The sequence below is a fragment of the Psychrobacter sp. genome, from assembly GCF_030457785.1.
Taxonomy (GTDB): domain Bacteria; phylum Pseudomonadota; class Gammaproteobacteria; order Pseudomonadales; family Moraxellaceae; genus Psychrobacter.
This window is the reverse complement of record NZ_JAKDUI010000026.1, coordinates 1-17265: the sequence shown is the minus strand read 5'-3', so window position 1 is coordinate 17265 and position 17265 is coordinate 1. Positions and strand designations below refer to the sequence as shown.

Genomic DNA, 17265 nt, shown 5'->3' with positions numbered 1-17265 from the left:
TATGTTATAATTATAGGTAATAATGCGAGCTTACTATCATCTGTAAATGAGAATGAAGGGATTTTTATGTCATCAAACTATAATAACAACCCTGAGCGGCAAGATGGAAATGAGTCACTGCTGAATGAATCAGCTTATCTGTACAACAGTAAAGATAAGCAACAGTCACGCAAATTAACGACTATGGCAAGTTATGCGCTACTGCTTGGAAGTACTTCTCTGGTACTTGCAGGTTGTCAGTCGACCACAGCAGTATCATCGAATGCTTCTCCGTCAGGGGCGCTAATCGATTTTAATATCGCCGACAGTTCGCAAAGTCAAGCACAAGGCCGTGCATTCAATGCCAATTTACAGGCTGATTCAGAACACTATGAGCAATTATTTGATCAAGACAAATATCCCAATACAGAAAATCAGGCCAAGTCGCGCCTGTTAACAGCGATCCGCCAGCATTTAGCAACAGAGCATGTAGCGGTCGCTCATGCCAATTATCACACGGCACCTTTCATCGATCCGGATAGTATCGATGCAGGCTCTACCAGTCTACTTAGAACAATTATTGACACGTATCTTTATACAAAAGAAACGTCTGATGCTGATGAATCAGAGTACGACTCAGATTATGAAGAATATGATGAATATAATTATGTAGCCGAAGCAGACGCTGAGGCCGAAATAGCGGCGATTGTCTATGAGTACGATGAAGATGGTTATAATCAGTACGGTTACGACCGAGAGGGATACGATTGGTATGGCTATGACGAAGCCGGTTATGATGAGTACGGCTATGATGAAGATGGTTATGACAAGCATGGCTACGATGAGTATGGCTATACTGAAGAAGATTATGATGCAATGTACAGTGAGCCTCAAGGTGTTATGGCAAAACTGCGACATTTAGACTTCAACACTGTGACAGAACAATATGAAGCCATGCAAATGGCAAAACAGAACCCAGAGAATAAGACGACAAGAGGCTTGCCAACCTCATCGACGGGTGTTATTGGCCAAATGCTGGGTATGTTCCATCGTACTCCTGAACAAATAGCAGCAGCCAATGCTTACCAATATAAAAACCTAACGTTTAATAGTGTCAGCCATTACAAGCCTGGTCAAAGACAGTTGCAAAGCGTCTATGGCTATGATTATGTATCCCCCACGATCACCTCATCTGTACAGATACCGCTAGCGTTTGATTTTAATAACAGTAACGTTACAGTCGACCCTTCAGCAGTCCTACCTTTAGTAGCACTCGCATTTCCTGGAAATGCACCGTTACCGAGCGAGATGACATCACATACAGTTGATTTTGGTTTGCCTGACAGCATCACCGAACAATTACCACCATCCGTCCTATATGATGCGGCGATAGATGCCATCGAAAACAGTATGGCTGAGCTTGCACCTGAGTATTTTAGTGCGGTAGATATCAGTAATGATGCCTTTGCTAAGGAAGTTGGTGCCAAGCGTGCAGTCAAGGTTTATTTTGGTAGTCAACAAAGTGGCGAGATGATTGGCAAGGTTCTAAAGTACATGAGTCAGTCATTAGAAGATTACGTCGATGCCAACCCAGAAAAATATCCTGATAACCATAAACTGAAGGTCGCCTTAGAGAAAGTACAGTTGTACAACAAAGGTTATCAAAGTGCAGACGTGGGCTCACTGTTACAATTGGTTGAAGCGATTGGCCCCATCTCATTTAATCAGACGAACTACTATTACCTAGACAACTCAGACCATTTACTTGCCAAACAGCAGCGTCTCAATATGGGCGGTGATCTGATGGGTGATACAACCAGCGTGATAAACCAAGTGCGCTATGACCAAGGCAGCTTTAACGACCATGCATTGACTCCTTTGCTGGCTGAGAGTTTTGGTGAAAACGCCAAACCTGCCATCGATGGTAATGCTTGGATTGCAGAGCAACGTCTAGAAGGTGAGAGACGACAACAAGCACGCTATGCACGTTATGGTTATAGTGACGATTATTACAATAATGATTATGAGGACTCTGCTGAAGTCAGCGATGCGATGGAATATAATGCTGATCATAGCGGTTATGACGAAGACAGCGACGACTACAACGATAACTACAACGACAACGATGATGTTGAAGAAGCTGGTACTGATAATCGATAGAGCTACGTACTTTATCTTGTCATGTTAAAGCCCATATTTATTAAGGATAAAAAATGAAACCAGTACACCAAAACATCGTCAACCGACTGCAAACTTCGACTAAAGGTAACACCCTGCTTGTCAGTGCATTTTTGACTGGAGCAGTGCTATTAACTGGCTGTCAGTCGACAGGTTTTAGCCAGTCAAATGTCGTGAGCGAACAGCAAACGTCAGCAGCTGCCAAATCAGCACTGGCAACAGCATTAGACAAACAGCGCCTGCAGTCATTCAGTTATCATAGTAATATCGAAATCAACAACGATCAGCAAACCGTCAATGAAGATATTGATAACTCTGGCACAGGAACTATTGATTCGGGTTATGTATATAGTTACTGCGATGACACTCACGATCAGGCGTATATTGCGTTGATCATGCAAGCTGAGAAAGAGTATAAAGACGTAATGGAAACCGAGTTTGATGCTGAACGTACAGTAATTGAGCAGGATTATCAGGCGTGTGAAAAGGCTTTCGATGCTTGGAATGAAAGTCGTTACGATAGCGATGTCGTCGTACCCGAAGAATATCAAACGTTATTTGATAATTATGATGAAAGAACCACGCTATTAGATATCAAAGAAGCTAAGTTGTTAGATGCTTATCTGCTAAAGCCACTGTCTCTAAACGCACAAGGTATCTATCAGCCATTGGCCGGTAAGGCAACCATGCTTGCGAGTGCTCAGTACCAAGCACGCAATCATCGAAGCAGTATCAATCAGCCTGTTTACGTCGATTTTTTTAAAGGCGACATTTATCTCTGGGCAGATAACTTTGCGCTTGCCAATTCAGAGTTGTTAGATGAAACTTTGGGTACCAAATGGCAGAATAAGTGGTTAAAAATAGCCCTAGATGATGGCACGTTACCTGAGGGTTTTGGCAAAGAGGTAATAAAAATTCATTTTGCTGCTATGGATGAGGTATTTGCTGCGGCTCCTGTCAGTCAGTTTGATTACGTAGCGCCTGACACATTGGCATCGCTTACTCCCAAGCTGCCGGCACATCAGTTGCCTAACATGTTAGAGAGTGAACAAATCATCCGCCGTGTTGAGAGTACGGCCGATTATAAGCGTTCCTATCAAGATTATATGGGTATCTTCTATGAGCGTATCGCTCAGCAATATCCAGAGTTGGTAGAGAGCAGCATGGATGATGAGGTAGATGCTACTCAGTCCGATAATTTCACGAGTAAAGCGCTAGTACAGCAAGCACTGGCAATACTAAAGCATGGCGTAGACCGTGATGCTGGCGTTGATGAAGAAGAGCAGTCTGCGACGGAAGTGCAAACGCTATACGGGTTTGATGCACGCGACCAGCTACAATGGCAACATCTACGCAGCGAATTCCCAAGCGAAACGGACAAAAATAAAGGCATGGTAATGGATGCCTTGCAGCAGTATGCTGATATTAGTGGGCAAGAGGTAGCTTTTCCTAATTTACCTAGTGACTTGCAAGTACCGAACCCTGATAATAGCGTAGATGTACGAGAATATGGTGAAGAGCTCTTACAACACTACCGTGATGGCAATGGCACATCGATGGGCAAAATGCTGTTTAATATGTTGCCAGTAACGCCAGAACAATTTGGTGCTATTGATTAAAATTAATCAGCGCAGTGGACTAAATAAAAGCCTAGTCTACCGTAATAAAAAAGCGCACCGTTTAGTGAACGGTGCGCTTTTTTTTGTTTATATTGAATTTGATCGAAACTGAGTTTGATCAAAAACAGCAATTACATACCTTGATGCTGGCGAGGTTTGCCGTGTTCTTTGTGTTGTCTTGAGTTTTGCTTGCCTTTAGCGGCTCTTTCAGACTGTAATTCTGCAAGTTCAGCGCGTTGATCTGCTGTTAATACTTGAGCGATTTCGTGTTGGGTTTGCATGCGCTCGACAAAGCGTTGTTTTACCTTAGCCGCTTGCTGATCCGCTAGACGGTTCACCGCTGCCATGTTTAAGGTCTCTGCATTGGTTAGCGCTTGTAGCTGTTGACGCATCTGATCGTGTTCCGCTTTCATTTGTTCGCGATCGCCATGATGGTCGCCACGTTTTTCTTGCATGATGGCTTTGATCTGGGCTTTTTGCGTGGCTGTCAAGTCTAGCTTTGACATTGGACCTTTCATGCCGCCTTTTTTCATACCGTCTCTTTTCATGTCACCTTTTTGATGCATTTGCTTATCAGTCACTGTGTGTGTGGTATCGGTGGTGGCGTTGACACTGGTACAACCAGTGACGGCGAGTACACTAGAAGCGGCCAATACTGAGCTTAATAATAATTTTTTCATGATGCTATCCTTTATTGGGTTTAGTTTAATTAGCTTGGCTTATATAACTGATTTTAAGTAACTTTATTTAAGCAACCTGATTTGCATGATATTCAAAGTTTATCTTGCCCGTTTATACTTTTAACAGCAGTGCTAGCTGTTGATAGATGCTATCTTACGACAGTTCAGGGTTGCGAACATTAACGAAGTATTAAGAAAGGTAACGTTTGTGGTAATCGGATAATCGCTTGCCTGATAATACAGCGTATAAGATATTTGAAGTTAAAGGAGACTGATGTGCCCAATATACTGTTAGGTGATGATGACGAAGAGTTGACCCAGTTATTACAAGAATATCTGCATAATCATGGCATTCAATGCGACTGCGTACACGATGGTCAGGCCGTTATGTCGAAACTGAAAGATTCAGCAAGCCACACGCCGTATGACTTGCTGGTGCTGGATATTATGATGCCAAAGACTGACGGGCTAAGTGTGTTACGTCAATTGCCCAGTATCAGTGATATCCCTGTGATTATGCTCACGGCAAAGGGTGAGGAGATTGACCGTATCATCGGTCTTGAGCTGGGTGCAGACGATTATATTACCAAGCCTTGTAATCCGCGTGAGTTGCTGGCTCGCATCAACGCGGTAATTAAGCGTACCAGTATGTCTGCATCAGAACACCTGACATTGCCGGAAAGCCGCTTGCAACTCGATCAAAATCAGCGGATCTGCCAGATAGATGGTACAGAGCTACAAGTGACGGGAACAGAGTTTGATTTATTGGTCGCATTGCTGAAGCAAAAAGGCGACGTGGTCAGTAAAGAGTGGTTGTCAGAGCATGTATTACAACGAGAACTGCAACCGTTCGATCGTAGCCTTGATGTACATGTCTCACGCTTGCGCAAAAAACTTCAACCTTTCCATGATGAGCCAATCAAGGCGGTCCGTGGTAGAGGCTATCAGTTGGTGTTGTAATGACGGATTCATCGATGAATACTCCAAAGAAAGTACCAACTTTTACGATCAGACTTACGCTGTTTTGGCGATTGTTTCTAAGCTTGATATTGACGATTTTATTGACCTCTGTGCTATCAATCGTGGTGGAGCGTGCGCTGGTCGAAAAAGCACTGACCGAACGTATGAATATACAAATCGACAGTTTATTGAATAAACGTGAAGAGATGGTTCAGGCGTTACACCGCGGTGACTTAGATGCGGTCAAGCAAATGTATCATGAAGATCGACGACTCATGAACCAAATCAGAGTTTATGATGAGCAAGGCACAATCATATTTCCGCGATATCGAGACAGAGAGGATTGGGGTTCAAACCCACAGGTAGATAATCGGAAAGCACTACTAGACACACCTATACCGCCTTTAATACCCAAACTAACTGACTCTCAACTTAGTAGAGACAGTACAGGCGCTACAGAACGTAATCAAATAGATGAATCACATGACTCTTGGCGATCCGTGCTGTCACGTGGCACCATGGTCGCGGATACTGACATTCACTCTGAAATGACAGATGTGAGTGTTGTCTTACCAGATGAGCAGACATTCATCGTGCAAGTTCGTCCAAACTTGCGTTTTGCCGATGTGGTCGCGCTGCAACGTGGGAACTTCCCCGTACGTTTGACAATTATCATTGTCTTTAGCATCTTAGTCTGTATTTGGCTGAGTCGCACGCTAACTAAGCGTATGCGACGGATGCAGCATACGGTATACCGCATGATCGACGGGGACTATCAAGCTCATACCAGTCTAACTAAAATGGGTGGAGATGAGCTGGGTTTGTTAGCCAAAGATGTGGCCAAATTGTCATCACGATTGGCTGAAAGCGAGCTGGCTCGCAAGCAGATGCTTAGTGATATATCGCATGAGCTGCGTTCGCCCTTGGCGCGTTTGGAGGTTGCGACTGAGCTCACCAGAGATTTTGCGCCTAATGCTGACCGTTATCTGGATCGTATTGACAAAGAATCTGCTCGAATGAATGAGTTGATTGAACAAATCATCCATATACAGTCGCTACAAATGCAGCAATATACCATTGATAATTTAGAAGACGAGTTGGTTGATGTTGCTGAGATTATCAGTGATATTGGGCAAGACGTTTGCTTTGAGTTTCAACATAAAAATGTATGTTGGCAATGGCAGCAGCCTGAGTCTGCTCTGTCGGATACAGCATCAGCTACGGATTGGACGGTGCTTGGCAATCAGGAGCAGTTGCACAGTGCCTTGGAAAACGTCATTCGTAATGCCTTTATGCACACGGCAGCAGATTCAACTGTGATTGCTAATATCAAGCAAGTTGAAATGGAGAATAAGGCTCCAGCTATTCAGGTGAGTGTTACAGATGTAGGCGGCGGGGTGGCTGTTGATGATTTAGATCGTATCTTTCAGCCGTTCGTGCGTCTTGATTCTGCACGCCATCGTGAAACGGGAGGTTATGGTTTAGGGTTGGCAATCGTTCATGCAGTAGTCATGTCACATAAAGGGCATATCAATGCCTACAATCGGCAAGATGGTGTGCAAGGGTTGGTGGTGCAGATAACACTGCCTACTTGTGAATAATGATAAACAGGGTCTAAGACTTTGTTTTATCACTTTGACCACTTGCATGAGACAGTCATATGTAGTGGTGTTTTAGGCAGCGGTATTTTAGTTTAGGATACTTTGATCAGTCTTTGGATCGACCTTGTGAGAGCATTAATGAATATAAATACAAAAAGGCTACTTGAAGTGTGCGCTTCAAGTAGCCCCTGATGATTTATCAATCAATCAAACATTGATTTAGTCAGTAATATCAGCCAACTGCTGCAAAATGCTCTTATAGTTCTCAATACCTTGAGCACCGCTGATTAGATGACGCTCATTGAAAACCATAGAAGGCACACTTTGAATGCCTTGTTGCTGCCAGTGTTGTTTTTCTTTTTCTACTGCTGCAGCAAACCGCTGGTCTGCTAAGACCGCTAACGCTTCGTCACGATCCAATCCAACCTCTGCCGCAACATCGGCAAGCACATTATGATCTGATATATTTTTATTATCGACGAAGTGTGCGACAAACAATGCTTGCTTTAGGTCACGCATACGTCCTTGTTGATTGGCCCAATGTAGCAGCTGATGCGTATTAAAAGTATTGTAAGTACGAAAGTCATCGGTAAACTGAAAATGAAATCCAGCTTCTGAACCTACTGCTGCCATTCTAGCTCGGTTCTCTTGAATGTCCTTAGCAGTGGTACCGTACTTCTCCATGATATGCTCACGATAGTTTCGTCCTTCGTGCGGCGTATTAGGGTTTAACTCAAATGGATGCCAGTGAATTTCGTGCGGAGTGTTGGTTTGTTTCAATGCCTCGGCTAGTTGACTATAGCCAATAGCGCACCAAGGGCAGACCACATCTGACACGATATCTATTCGTAATGGCTTTGTTGAATCACTCATTACAGCTCCTTTTTTATTATATTCTAGTGCCTATTTGTTGACAACCAAACACGCTCTAGTCAGCTTTACGCCATTCAAACTTTTGGAAAGGCTTATCTATTGGGGTGTTGGCCAAATGGTTGGTGTAGTTGCTCATTACTTTTTGTGCAGCAGCAAGTATGACTTCTAATACTTGACGTTTGGTAAATCCTGCATCTAAGAACGTTTGCACGGCATTGTCATCCACATTACCGCGATCACGGACTACCGAGAGAGTGAAATTACGTAATGTTTCCAATTTATCTGTTGGCAGTGGTGTCTCGTTACGTAATGCTTCAGTAATCGAATCATCGACTTTCATGTTCTTTGCGATACCAGTGTGTGCTGGTACACAGTAGTGACACTCATGTTCTACGTTGATGGTTTGCCACACAACAGTAGTCTCTTCATCATCAAAACTGCTGTCTAAAAACAGTTGATGTAGCTGTTGGTAACCTTCGAGTAAGCCAGGCGCTTCAGCCATCACTGCATGTAGATTTGGAATCATACCAAAGGCATTGATAGAGTTGTCTAATAATGCTTGGCTTGCTTCTGGTGCGCTTTGTTTATCGTGTAGAGTGAAGTCAGTCATGTGCTTCTCCTTTTGTTCGTCATTGATCTATGGTGGTGATATTGAGTCTGAATCAGCAACCCAAAACCGCTTATATGTTTGAGTGAGGTTTTATTCTGAGTAACGGTGTGCTTGTGAATTGCTTGAAACTGGAGTCACTATAAAACAAATTGAGCGTTCGTTCAAATTAAAATTGAACGAACGCTCAAGTTTTTTGTAAGTATGGTTTACATTGAGAAAAGGTAGATACTACGAGGGTGACTTAAACAACGCGGCATGCAGCGCCTGCCGTCGATAAGTACTTAAATCTATCTAAGAAACAGGTTGAGATATGGTGTGTTACATGCGTTGTTCATCGGTTCTTGAGTGAAAGGCTTAGGGAAACTGCTCTAGTGGGATTGATTTTGAGTGACTGATTTTGAAGTGCTTGGCTTGGAAGTACTTGGCTTGGAGGTGATTGGCGTTTTAAAAGGCATCAATAATAGCCCCCACAACGACGCGTTTTGTTTGGTGGCAGGGTATTCTTTTAGCCCAATTTTTAGCTCGTTATCAGCTTTGACGGCTTCACCTTTGTAGCTGCCAAAAATCCAATCCCACCAAATAACACTAAAGCCATAGTTCGAATTGGTCTCACTGGGACGTTGGCTATGGTGAATACGATGTAAAATCTGGGTCATCAATACCAAACGCACCGGTTTTTCGATAGCGGGTGGCAGGCGTATATTGGCATGATTAAACATTGCCAATCCATTTAGGGTAATCTCGAAAATCAGCACGGCAATGGCAGGCACGCCCAACAGACTGACGGCAATGAGTTTTACGAGGATGCTTAAAACGATTTCAATAGGATGAAACCTAAGCCCAGTACTAGTATCTACATGGGCATCAGCGTGATGCACTCTATGCAAACGCCACAGAATTGGAACACGATGAAACAGTCGATGCTGCCAATAAATAACGATATCTAGCAACAGCAGGCTGAGCACGATAACTACGATACTCGGTAAATTGATCGTATTAAATAGACCGATACCGTGCTGCGCATTATAGAGAGCGACTGCTGTTAGACCCACCGGTACCAACAGACGGGCAATAACTGATGATGCAAACACCAAGCCGAAGTTGGCAAACCAACGCTTGCTACTTTTAATGGGGGCCTTACGTGCAGGCATGCGCCACTCAATGAGCATCATAATCATTAAAATGCTCATGAAAACACCAAGGCGCCACCAAACTTCATTTGTCATCGCTCATCTCTTAGATTGTCTGTTAGCTTAGGGATTAAGGGTTTAATATACCTGATAGATTAAAGGCTGACAGATTATTTTACAGGAGGATTGCCATCACTTTCTAGTGCTTTTAGTGTGCGGTAACCACCATAGATGCGTGTCAAAATCGTAACTGCACAGGCAGCGGCAAAGATGCTGGCAAGTAGTACGAAGTGCTGTGGCCAAAGACATAAGGCGACAAACAGGGCAATGGTTTCGGTACCTTCAGTCAAACCATTCAAGTAATAAAAGCTTTTATATTTAAATTGTGGTTTGTCTAACTGGAACTTTTCGGCGGCGATAGCAAAGGCCAGAAAGCTAGAGCCTGTGCCAATAAACGCCGCTAGCAGTAATGCCCCTGCGATGGCATTTTGTTCAGGATTGGCCAAAATAAAACCAAGAGGAACGGCTGCATAAAATAAAAAATCTAAAGTAATATCTAAATAGCCACCAGCACTTGAGCTTTGGTTGGCATGACGAGCCAGCGCACCATCCAGGCCATCAAAAATACGATTCACTGCAATGGCGGCAAGCGCCCCGTACCAAAACTCAAATGCGATTAATGGCAACGCCAACATGCCAACTAAAAACCCCATCATCGTGAGTTGATCTGCTGTGACACCGCGCTTGTGCAGTACGGCAACGACAGTGTTCAGCATCGGTTTAATGATGGGTGTGATAAACTTGTCGAGCATGTGAATGACCTTTTGTAAGTCGCGTTGATGTCTAAAAAATTTAAGTTAAATGAATGACTTTGCCGCCTGCTGCCTCGGCATCGCTATGGTCATGCGTCACCATAATGGCAGGGAGTTTGAACGTACGGATTTGCTCAAACACCAACTGACGTGTATCGACTCGAAGCTGTGTGTCTAACTTACTAAATGGTTCATCGAGCAATATGGCTTTTGGCTCACTCATCAACGTTCGGAGTAGGGCAATTCGTGCTTGTTGTCCACCTGATAGGTTGTCGGGATGTCGACTACCCATACCGGCTAAGCCAACCTGCTCTAGTGCCTGTTCGATTTTTTCTAACCGCTGTTTCTTATTACCTTTGGGCATAGCAAAGGCAATATTGCTAGCAACGGATAAATGTGAGAACAGTAAAGGGTCCTGATACAGCACCCCAATATGGCGCAAATGTGGTGGCAAGCGGCATACGTTTTCATCGTTTAACCAAGCTTCACCTGTGGCATGAAAACCATTGGGCAACGTACCTGTTAGCCAGTTCAAAAAGCTCGACTTACCACTACCAGATGGGCCCATCACGGTGAGTATGTCTCCGCCAAAAATTTGCTCATCGATACCTAGTAGGCGTGTGTCTTCTCGATATAGCTCTAAGTTTTTTATTTGCAAAGATGTTGACATCAAAAACCCTTCATTTATATTATCATTGCCGGCTTTGTTTTAGCGCATTAAGGCGTGTTGAGTATTCAACCATGGCACTGATGGTTCTTATTTATGAACGTTAAACACGACCTAATGACTGCTGTTTTTACCACTTCTAAAAAAGTACTTAGGGAGTAGGCTTGCCAGTATAAAACCAACCAGAGGTAGTGCCATTTGAATAATGGCATAGACCGCGCTGGTGCGTCTACTGGCTCCGTTTGCGAGCGTCACTGCTTCTGTCGTAATCGTGGCAATACGTCCACCACCTGCCAATAGCGTCGGTAAGTATTGCCCGAAGCTAATCGCCAAACCCAGTGCCACAGCAATTAAGATGGGCGCAAACAGTTGTGGTACTTTGACTTGTAAAAATACTTTTATGGGCGTTGCGCCTAAGCTAGCCGCAACACGGGCAAAACGTGGGTCTAAACGTCGATAGCTGCTAGAAAGTGACAAAAACACATAGGGCAGCACGAATAATAAATGCGTAAAGGCCACATTGAAAAATGCCGCTTGGTTGTTGGCCAGTTGCTGCAGCCATACTAGGCCAAATAGAAAGGCGATGCTAGGTACTAATAACGGCAAATAAATAATTAAGCTAGTAAAGTTTGAAAGCCGCTTGGCAGTTAATTGTTCGGCCTCCAAACATAATAAGGTAAGCACAATAGCAAATAAGGTGCTCACCAATCCGATAGTAATGGTATTAAAAAGCGGCGTGCCCATTTGCATAAAGGCACTCTGAAAGTGTAGCAGTACAAATTGCTCTGGCACAATAGCTGGGAATCGCCAAAACCCCGCCACTGACCACATGGCAAGACCAATAAGCGACATAAACATAAAGCTGATTACGATTACGGTCAACACCGCAGTGAGTTTTTGCCATAGCGCATCTGCATAATTGCGCTTACCATTGGCAAGGGAGCCACAAAACAGCATTTTTACAATCTTTTCACCACCAAGCCATAAAGCGATTAAACCACTGGTCAATGCCAGCTGTAATAGTGCACCTGCCGAGGCTTTTATACGCATGTTTAAATCGACATCATTGAACCATTGCATGATGGTAACGGCAAGCGTCGGCGGTGTGTTTGGCCCTAGGATAAGTGGCATCTCTACGCTAGCACTGGCATAGGCGAGTACCGCCAAAATAGGTAAACGTAGCAACGGATAAAGTAGAGGAAGCACAGTTTTAAAAAAAGCAGTAACGGGATAGTAGCCTAGATTGATGGCAACTTTATATTGTTGACGTAGCTTTTTGCCGAGATCTGGTTGTGCCAATGCACCTAGGGCAATTAACAGCAAAAAGGGCAATTCTTTTAATGTCAATCCCAAAATTATGCTGATACCGTATGGGTCATGAGGAAATATCCCCTCTGGTGCTAAAGCCCAACCGCTTAACCATGGTGAGATTAATCTTGAAAACATACCAGAAGGTGCAATGAGAAACCCCACAGCAATGGCTGCTGCGGCATGAGGAATGACCAAGATAGGACTTAATAGATGCTCGATACGCGTCAGCCAAACACTATTGAAAAACGCTGCTAATATCATTAATGTCATGACAAAGGCAAGCAGAGTGCTGATGAGTCCAGTTGCAATACTAAGCGCTGCCATTTGGGTGAGACCAGGCGTCTGCCAAAGGTCTCTAAAACCCTGTAGACCGATGGTCGTCTGTTCGAGGGCAGGCACCCAGTTAAACGCAGGCAACAATACGCTAATCAATCCACCGAGTACAGGTAATATCAGTATCATCAACAATAGCTTTGGGCTAAAGACAGCAATCTGTGTAAATAGATCTTTTTTATACGGTGTGGTTGTAGCCGTACAATTATTGACATCACCGTGAGCCGTTTTGTCATTCAAGTCTTTATTCATGGACGCACCCCATAACGTGCTTGCCAGCCTTCCATAATAGCTTCAACCCAACTCGGATGTGGTTCGCTCACTGTGCGCTCAATGCTATCAAAGGGTAGCGCGCTAGGATGAGGTTTATTGGTTTTAAATAAATCTTGCTGCTCAGGGGTCAAGGTGGACTGAACGAGTACGGTTTTGTCCCCCCAAATAGAAGCTGTTTGCTTTTTAGCTTGTGCTTCTGGACTCATCAAAAAGTTGGCGACTAGCTGCGCCGCTTTTGGATGACTGGCATTGTAAGGAATTGCCACAAAGTGGGTGTTGCTCAAGCTGCCATCACTCATTGCATAGCTTCGGATGCTTTGGGGTAAGTCATAACGTTGTACGGCTGCAGGAACTTCTGGCGCCGAGAAAGTAAAGGCGAGACTCAGTTCCGTATCATCGACCAGACGACGCATTTGCGCTCCTGTTTGTACAAACTGCTCACCTTCGCGCCAAAGCGTGGGATGGAATTCATCTAAAAAATCCCATAGCGGATTTAGAACCATGGCTTCATTTTGCGCAGTGACAGGCGTATTAAGCTGAGCACTGATATCCCCACCAGTATCGGCATCGTGTTGCTCGTGCAGCATAACCAATGCATATTTCAAAAAGCTCATGCCTAGAAAATCAGGTGGTTTGGGGTAGCTAAAACGACCGGGGTTTTGTTTTGTCCAATTCGTGAGCTCGTTCAAAGTGGTGGGAGGGGTGTTGACAGATAGATTGTCATAATAAAAAGTCAGTGATGCTTGTCCCCATGGCGCTTCCATACCATTGGTTGGCACGCCAAAATCGAAGTTGACCGCAGGGTTGTTGTCTGGATCTGTGAGTGCAAAGTTAGGCAGTTTGTTTGCCCACTGTTCGAGTAAGAGTGAATTCTCACTCATGGTGGCAAAGTTTGCACCATTAATCCAAATCAGATCCACACTACCTTGGTCATCATTATTGGCTGATTTTTCTGCCAGTACTCGGCTGACCGCTTCGCTGGTATCACTCAATTTTACATGAACCAAGTTGATGTTGTATTGATCATCTACTTGCTTGGCGGCCCATTGTAGATAGGCATTTATTTGAGGGTCGCCACCCCATGCATAAAAATAGACGTCTTGATTGGCACCTTGCGCTTCTACTTGTTGCCAAGCCGACTCTTTGCCATTATTGTCATCGGTAGTAGAGGAGGCAGTACTTGCGGAGATACCGATACAAACGCTTAGCGCCATAGCATATGAGCTATAACGCACGACGTTTTTTAGTACTGGCAAGGATTTGAGAGCATACATTGATGGGCTAACCTCGACGCCAAGTATGATATTTTTCTAGCCAGCTTAGTACGCGCTGCGGTGCATGATCACGCTTCCATTCACCAGCCACATACTTGTTGCCCTCTGCCCAAGTGGGGTAGCTATGGATAGTACCGAGTATTTTGTTTAGTCCAAGACCATGTTTCATCGCTAATACAAACTCAGCCAGTAAATCACCAGCATGTTCAGAAACGATGGTTACCCCAAGTATTTTATCTTTGCCTTTTGGCGTAATGACTTTAATAAAGCCTTTAGCTGCACTATCGGTAATGGCACGATCTAGCTCTTCAAACTCAAAGCGAGTGATCTCGTAATCAATACCTTTGTCTATAGCTTCTTGCTCGTTTAAGCCTACGCGGGCAACTTCTGGGTCAATAAAAGTGGTCCAAGGAATCACGCGATAGTCTACTTTAAACTTCTTAAGATTACCAAACAAACCATTCACGGCGGCATACCAACCCTGATGAGCGGCGACGTGGGTAAACTGATAGGGACCAACAATATCACCTGCAGCAAAGATATTAGGGTATAGCGTTTCTAAGTATTCGTTGGTGACGATAGTACGGTCAGTCTCGATACCCAGGTCTTCAAGACCATAACCAGTCAGGCGCGCGCTTCGACCAACGGCACACAATAGCTCATCATATTCGATATCGATTTCACTATCATTGTGTTTAACGACGATGTATTTTTTACCATCACGAGCTTCACAGCGCAGTGCCTGATGTGAGGTTAAAATATTCACGCCGCTCTCGACAAGTGCTTGATGCGCAAAGGTAGATACTTCAAGATCTTCTTTGATCATGATGCGCTCTGCCATTTCGATTTGCGTCACGTTCGAACCCAAACGAGAAAAGCTCTGCGCCAATTCACTACCGATCGGGCCACCGCCCAGTACGACCAGTTTTTTAGGCGCTTCGTCTAGCTCTGAGAATTTATCCCATAATGTGTCGCTGGTGACATAACCCGTTTCTTCTATACCAGGTAATGGTGGTACAAATGGGCGTGCACCAGTCGCAATAACGATGGTACGAGCAGTTAATGTTTGTGTGCCACCATCATTCAACGCAATTTCTACCGTCCATGGATCGGTGAGCTTGGCATAGCCTTTTACCACATCGACACCCAAATCAGTATAACGCTCAACACTGTCATGCGGTGCAATATCAGCAATCACTTTGTGTACACGAGCCATTACTTTTTTGAACGAAAACTGCGGTGTGGCGTTTTCTAGACCATAGTCTTCACCATGGCGAATTTGCTCTGCGATTTTGGCACTTTTAATCACGGCTTTACTTGGCACACAACCATAATTTAGGCAGTCACCACCCATTTCGCCAGATTCGATTAACGTTACTTTCGCTTTAACAGCAGCGGCAATGTAACTTGTGACCAAGCCACCCGCACCCGCACCAATAACAATCATGTTACGGTCGAACTGTTTAGGCTTTGAGTAGTTTTTATAGACACGACGTTTTTTAAACACGTTTAAGATTCCTTTAGCAATTAATGGGAAGAAACCTAATAGCGCAAATGAAACGATCAAATTGAATGACAAAATACCTGACAAGCTGTCAATCTGTGCCAATTGCGTACCGGCATTAACAAATACGAAAGTTCCCGCCAGCATACCTACTTGGCTGACCCAATAGTAGGTCCATGACTTAATGGCGGTCACACCCATGAGCAAGTTGATTAAAAAGAATGGGAATACAGGGACCAAACGCAATGTGAATAAGTAAAAGCCACCTTCTTTTTCAACGCCAGAATCGATAGCGGCGAGGCGTTCAGGAAAGCGCTGTTTAATGGTGTCACGTAGTAAATAACGTGAGGCTAAAAAGGCCAATGTTGCACCAATGCTAGAAGCAAATGAGGCAATGATCAAGCCCTGAACCAAACCAAACAAAGCACCAGATGCCAACGTTAATATAGCAGCACCGGGTAGTGATAGGGCAGTGACGACGACGTATAGTAAAAAGAATCCGCCGATAATGAGCAACGGCGATTGTTCTTTATAGGCATCAAATTGTGCCATTGAGCCTTTTAGGCCATCAAGCGTTAGTAATTCATTTAGGTCGAAGTAAAAAAAACCTATCGCTAATATTGCTATTAGGGCGTGTCATCAATTAAGCCAAACCACGCAAGAGACCAGATGAATGGCACTAAGGAAATGACTGGCTAACTTATCATAACGAGTGGCAATCGCACGGTACTGTTTGATCTTGGCAAAGAAGTTTTCAATTAGATGCCTTGCTTTATAGAGCTCTTCGTCCAAGTCTCTTGGCTGCAGCCGATGACACTTTGAAGGTATGACTGCATGGCCTTGTACTGCTTTAATCGGTTCAATAACACGGGCATCAGCATCGTAAGCTCTATCGGCAAGCCAAGTTTGGCTAATACTGACATCAAGCAGTTCATCTGAGCCACACAGGTCATGAGCTGCGCCACCCGTCAGATAAAAGCCAGTAGGATTGCCTAATGCATCTGTACGAGTATGTATTTTAGTGGTCAGTCCACCTTTGCTGCGTCCAATGGCTTGATCCCTTTTTTTCCAGCACTGTGCTGGTGGGCTTTAACAATCGTGGCATCTAGCATGGCATATTCGTCATCGGATTGTTCAGAGAGTTGATTAAAAACCTGCTCCCATACGCCTTTTTTTGACCAGCGACTAAAACGAGTATGAATCACTCTGAAGTCGCCAAAGCGTTCAGGTAGGTCACGCCAAGGTATGCCGGTCTTGTAACGGTACAGAACCGCTTCTACGAACAAGCGGTTATCCTTTGCAGTAACACCAACGTCACTTGGTTTACCAGGTAGAATGTCTTTAATTCTCTCCCATTGGTCATCACGTAGGGCATGTCGTCTTGTCATAATAGTTGAGCTCAGTTTGCTATATATAGAATTAGTATAGCTTATTTTAAAATATCTCTGCTAATTGATGACA

Annotated in this window: 13 protein-coding genes and 1 pseudogene; 4 read left to right on the top strand and 10 right to left on the bottom strand. The window is 44.2% G+C overall.

Translation table 11 applies throughout. The annotated features are described in order from the left end of the window. Together L0J61_RS02645 and L0J61_RS02640 are read left to right on the top strand one after the other, a co-directional pair. On the top strand, nt 1-2139 hold a 2139-nt coding region (locus L0J61_RS02645; protein WP_301464768.1), incomplete at its 5' end, for a hypothetical protein. 53 nt (nt 2140-2192) lie between these two features. After that, on the top strand, nt 2193-3776 hold the full coding sequence (locus L0J61_RS02640; protein ID WP_301464767.1) for a hypothetical protein: 1584 nt from the start codon (nt 2193-2195) through the stop codon (nt 3774-3776). Between the two features lie 131 nt (nt 3777-3907). On the opposite strand, the gene L0J61_RS02635 is transcribed toward L0J61_RS02640, so the two are convergent. Further along, on the bottom strand, nt 3908-4456 hold the full coding sequence (locus tag L0J61_RS02635) for a Spy/CpxP family protein refolding chaperone (protein WP_301464766.1): 549 nt from the start codon (nt 4454-4456) through the stop codon (nt 3908-3910). Nucleotides 4457-4732: 276 nt separating this feature from the next. On the opposite strand from L0J61_RS02635, the gene L0J61_RS02630 reads away from it, so the two are divergent. Then, the gene (locus tag L0J61_RS02630; RefSeq protein WP_301464765.1) at nt 4733-5416 is read left to right on the top strand and encodes a response regulator transcription factor; all 684 of its coding nucleotides are present in this window, start codon (nt 4733-4735) and stop codon (nt 5414-5416) included. A 14-nt stretch (nt 5417-5430) separates the two neighbouring features. Further along, the gene (locus L0J61_RS02625; protein WP_301464764.1) at nt 5431-7017 is read left to right on the top strand and encodes an ATP-binding protein; all 1587 of its coding nucleotides are present in this window, start codon (nt 5431-5433) and stop codon (nt 7015-7017) included. A gap of 219 nt (nt 7018-7236) precedes the next feature. Here the strand turns inward: L0J61_RS02625 and L0J61_RS02620 are convergent, their stop codons facing one another. The 9 genes and pseudogenes from L0J61_RS02620 to L0J61_RS02580 all read right to left on the bottom strand — a co-directional run bounded on the left by L0J61_RS02620 (nt 7237) and on the right by L0J61_RS02580 (nt 17192). After that, nucleotides 7237-7890, bottom strand: coding sequence for a DsbA family protein (locus L0J61_RS02620; RefSeq protein WP_301464763.1), 654 nt, complete (start codon nt 7888-7890; stop codon nt 7237-7239). A gap of 55 nt (nt 7891-7945) precedes the next feature. After that, nucleotides 7946-8500, bottom strand: a complete 555-nt coding sequence (locus L0J61_RS02615) for a carboxymuconolactone decarboxylase family protein (RefSeq protein ID WP_301464762.1) — start codon at nt 8498-8500, stop codon at nt 7946-7948. Between the two features lie 368 nt (nt 8501-8868). Beyond that, a complete protein-coding gene (locus tag L0J61_RS02610) occupies nt 8869-9690 on the bottom strand; it encodes a sterol desaturase family protein (RefSeq protein ID WP_301464761.1) in 822 nt (273 codons plus the stop codon). A 110-nt stretch (nt 9691-9800) separates the two neighbouring features. Beyond that, entirely contained in the window at nt 9801-10442 is a 642-nt protein-coding gene (locus tag L0J61_RS02605; RefSeq protein WP_301464760.1) for a CDP-alcohol phosphatidyltransferase family protein, read from the bottom strand. Nucleotides 10443-10482: 40 nt separating this feature from the next. Beyond that, a complete protein-coding gene (locus tag L0J61_RS02600) occupies nt 10483-11112 on the bottom strand; it encodes an ATP-binding cassette domain-containing protein (protein WP_301464759.1) in 630 nt (209 codons plus the stop codon). A gap of 111 nt (nt 11113-11223) precedes the next feature. After that, complete coding sequence (locus L0J61_RS02595) at nt 11224-13005, bottom strand: ABC transporter permease (protein WP_301464758.1); 1782 nt, start codon at nt 13003-13005, stop codon at nt 11224-11226. Then, nucleotides 13002-14300: an ABC transporter substrate-binding protein gene (locus tag L0J61_RS02590; RefSeq protein ID WP_301464757.1), complete on the bottom strand. Its 1299-nt coding sequence runs from the start codon at nt 14298-14300 to the stop codon at nt 13002-13004. The genes L0J61_RS02595 and L0J61_RS02590 overlap by 4 nt, the downstream gene beginning before the upstream one ends. Before the next feature lie 7 nt (nt 14301-14307). Beyond that, on the bottom strand, nt 14308-16356 hold the full coding sequence (locus tag L0J61_RS02585; RefSeq protein ID WP_301464756.1) for an FAD-dependent oxidoreductase: 2049 nt from the start codon (nt 16354-16356) through the stop codon (nt 14308-14310). Nucleotides 16357-16443: 87 nt separating this feature from the next. After that, nucleotides 16444-17192, bottom strand: a pseudogene (locus tag L0J61_RS02580) (IS5 family transposase). Between the last annotated feature and the right edge of the window lie 73 nt (nt 17193-17265).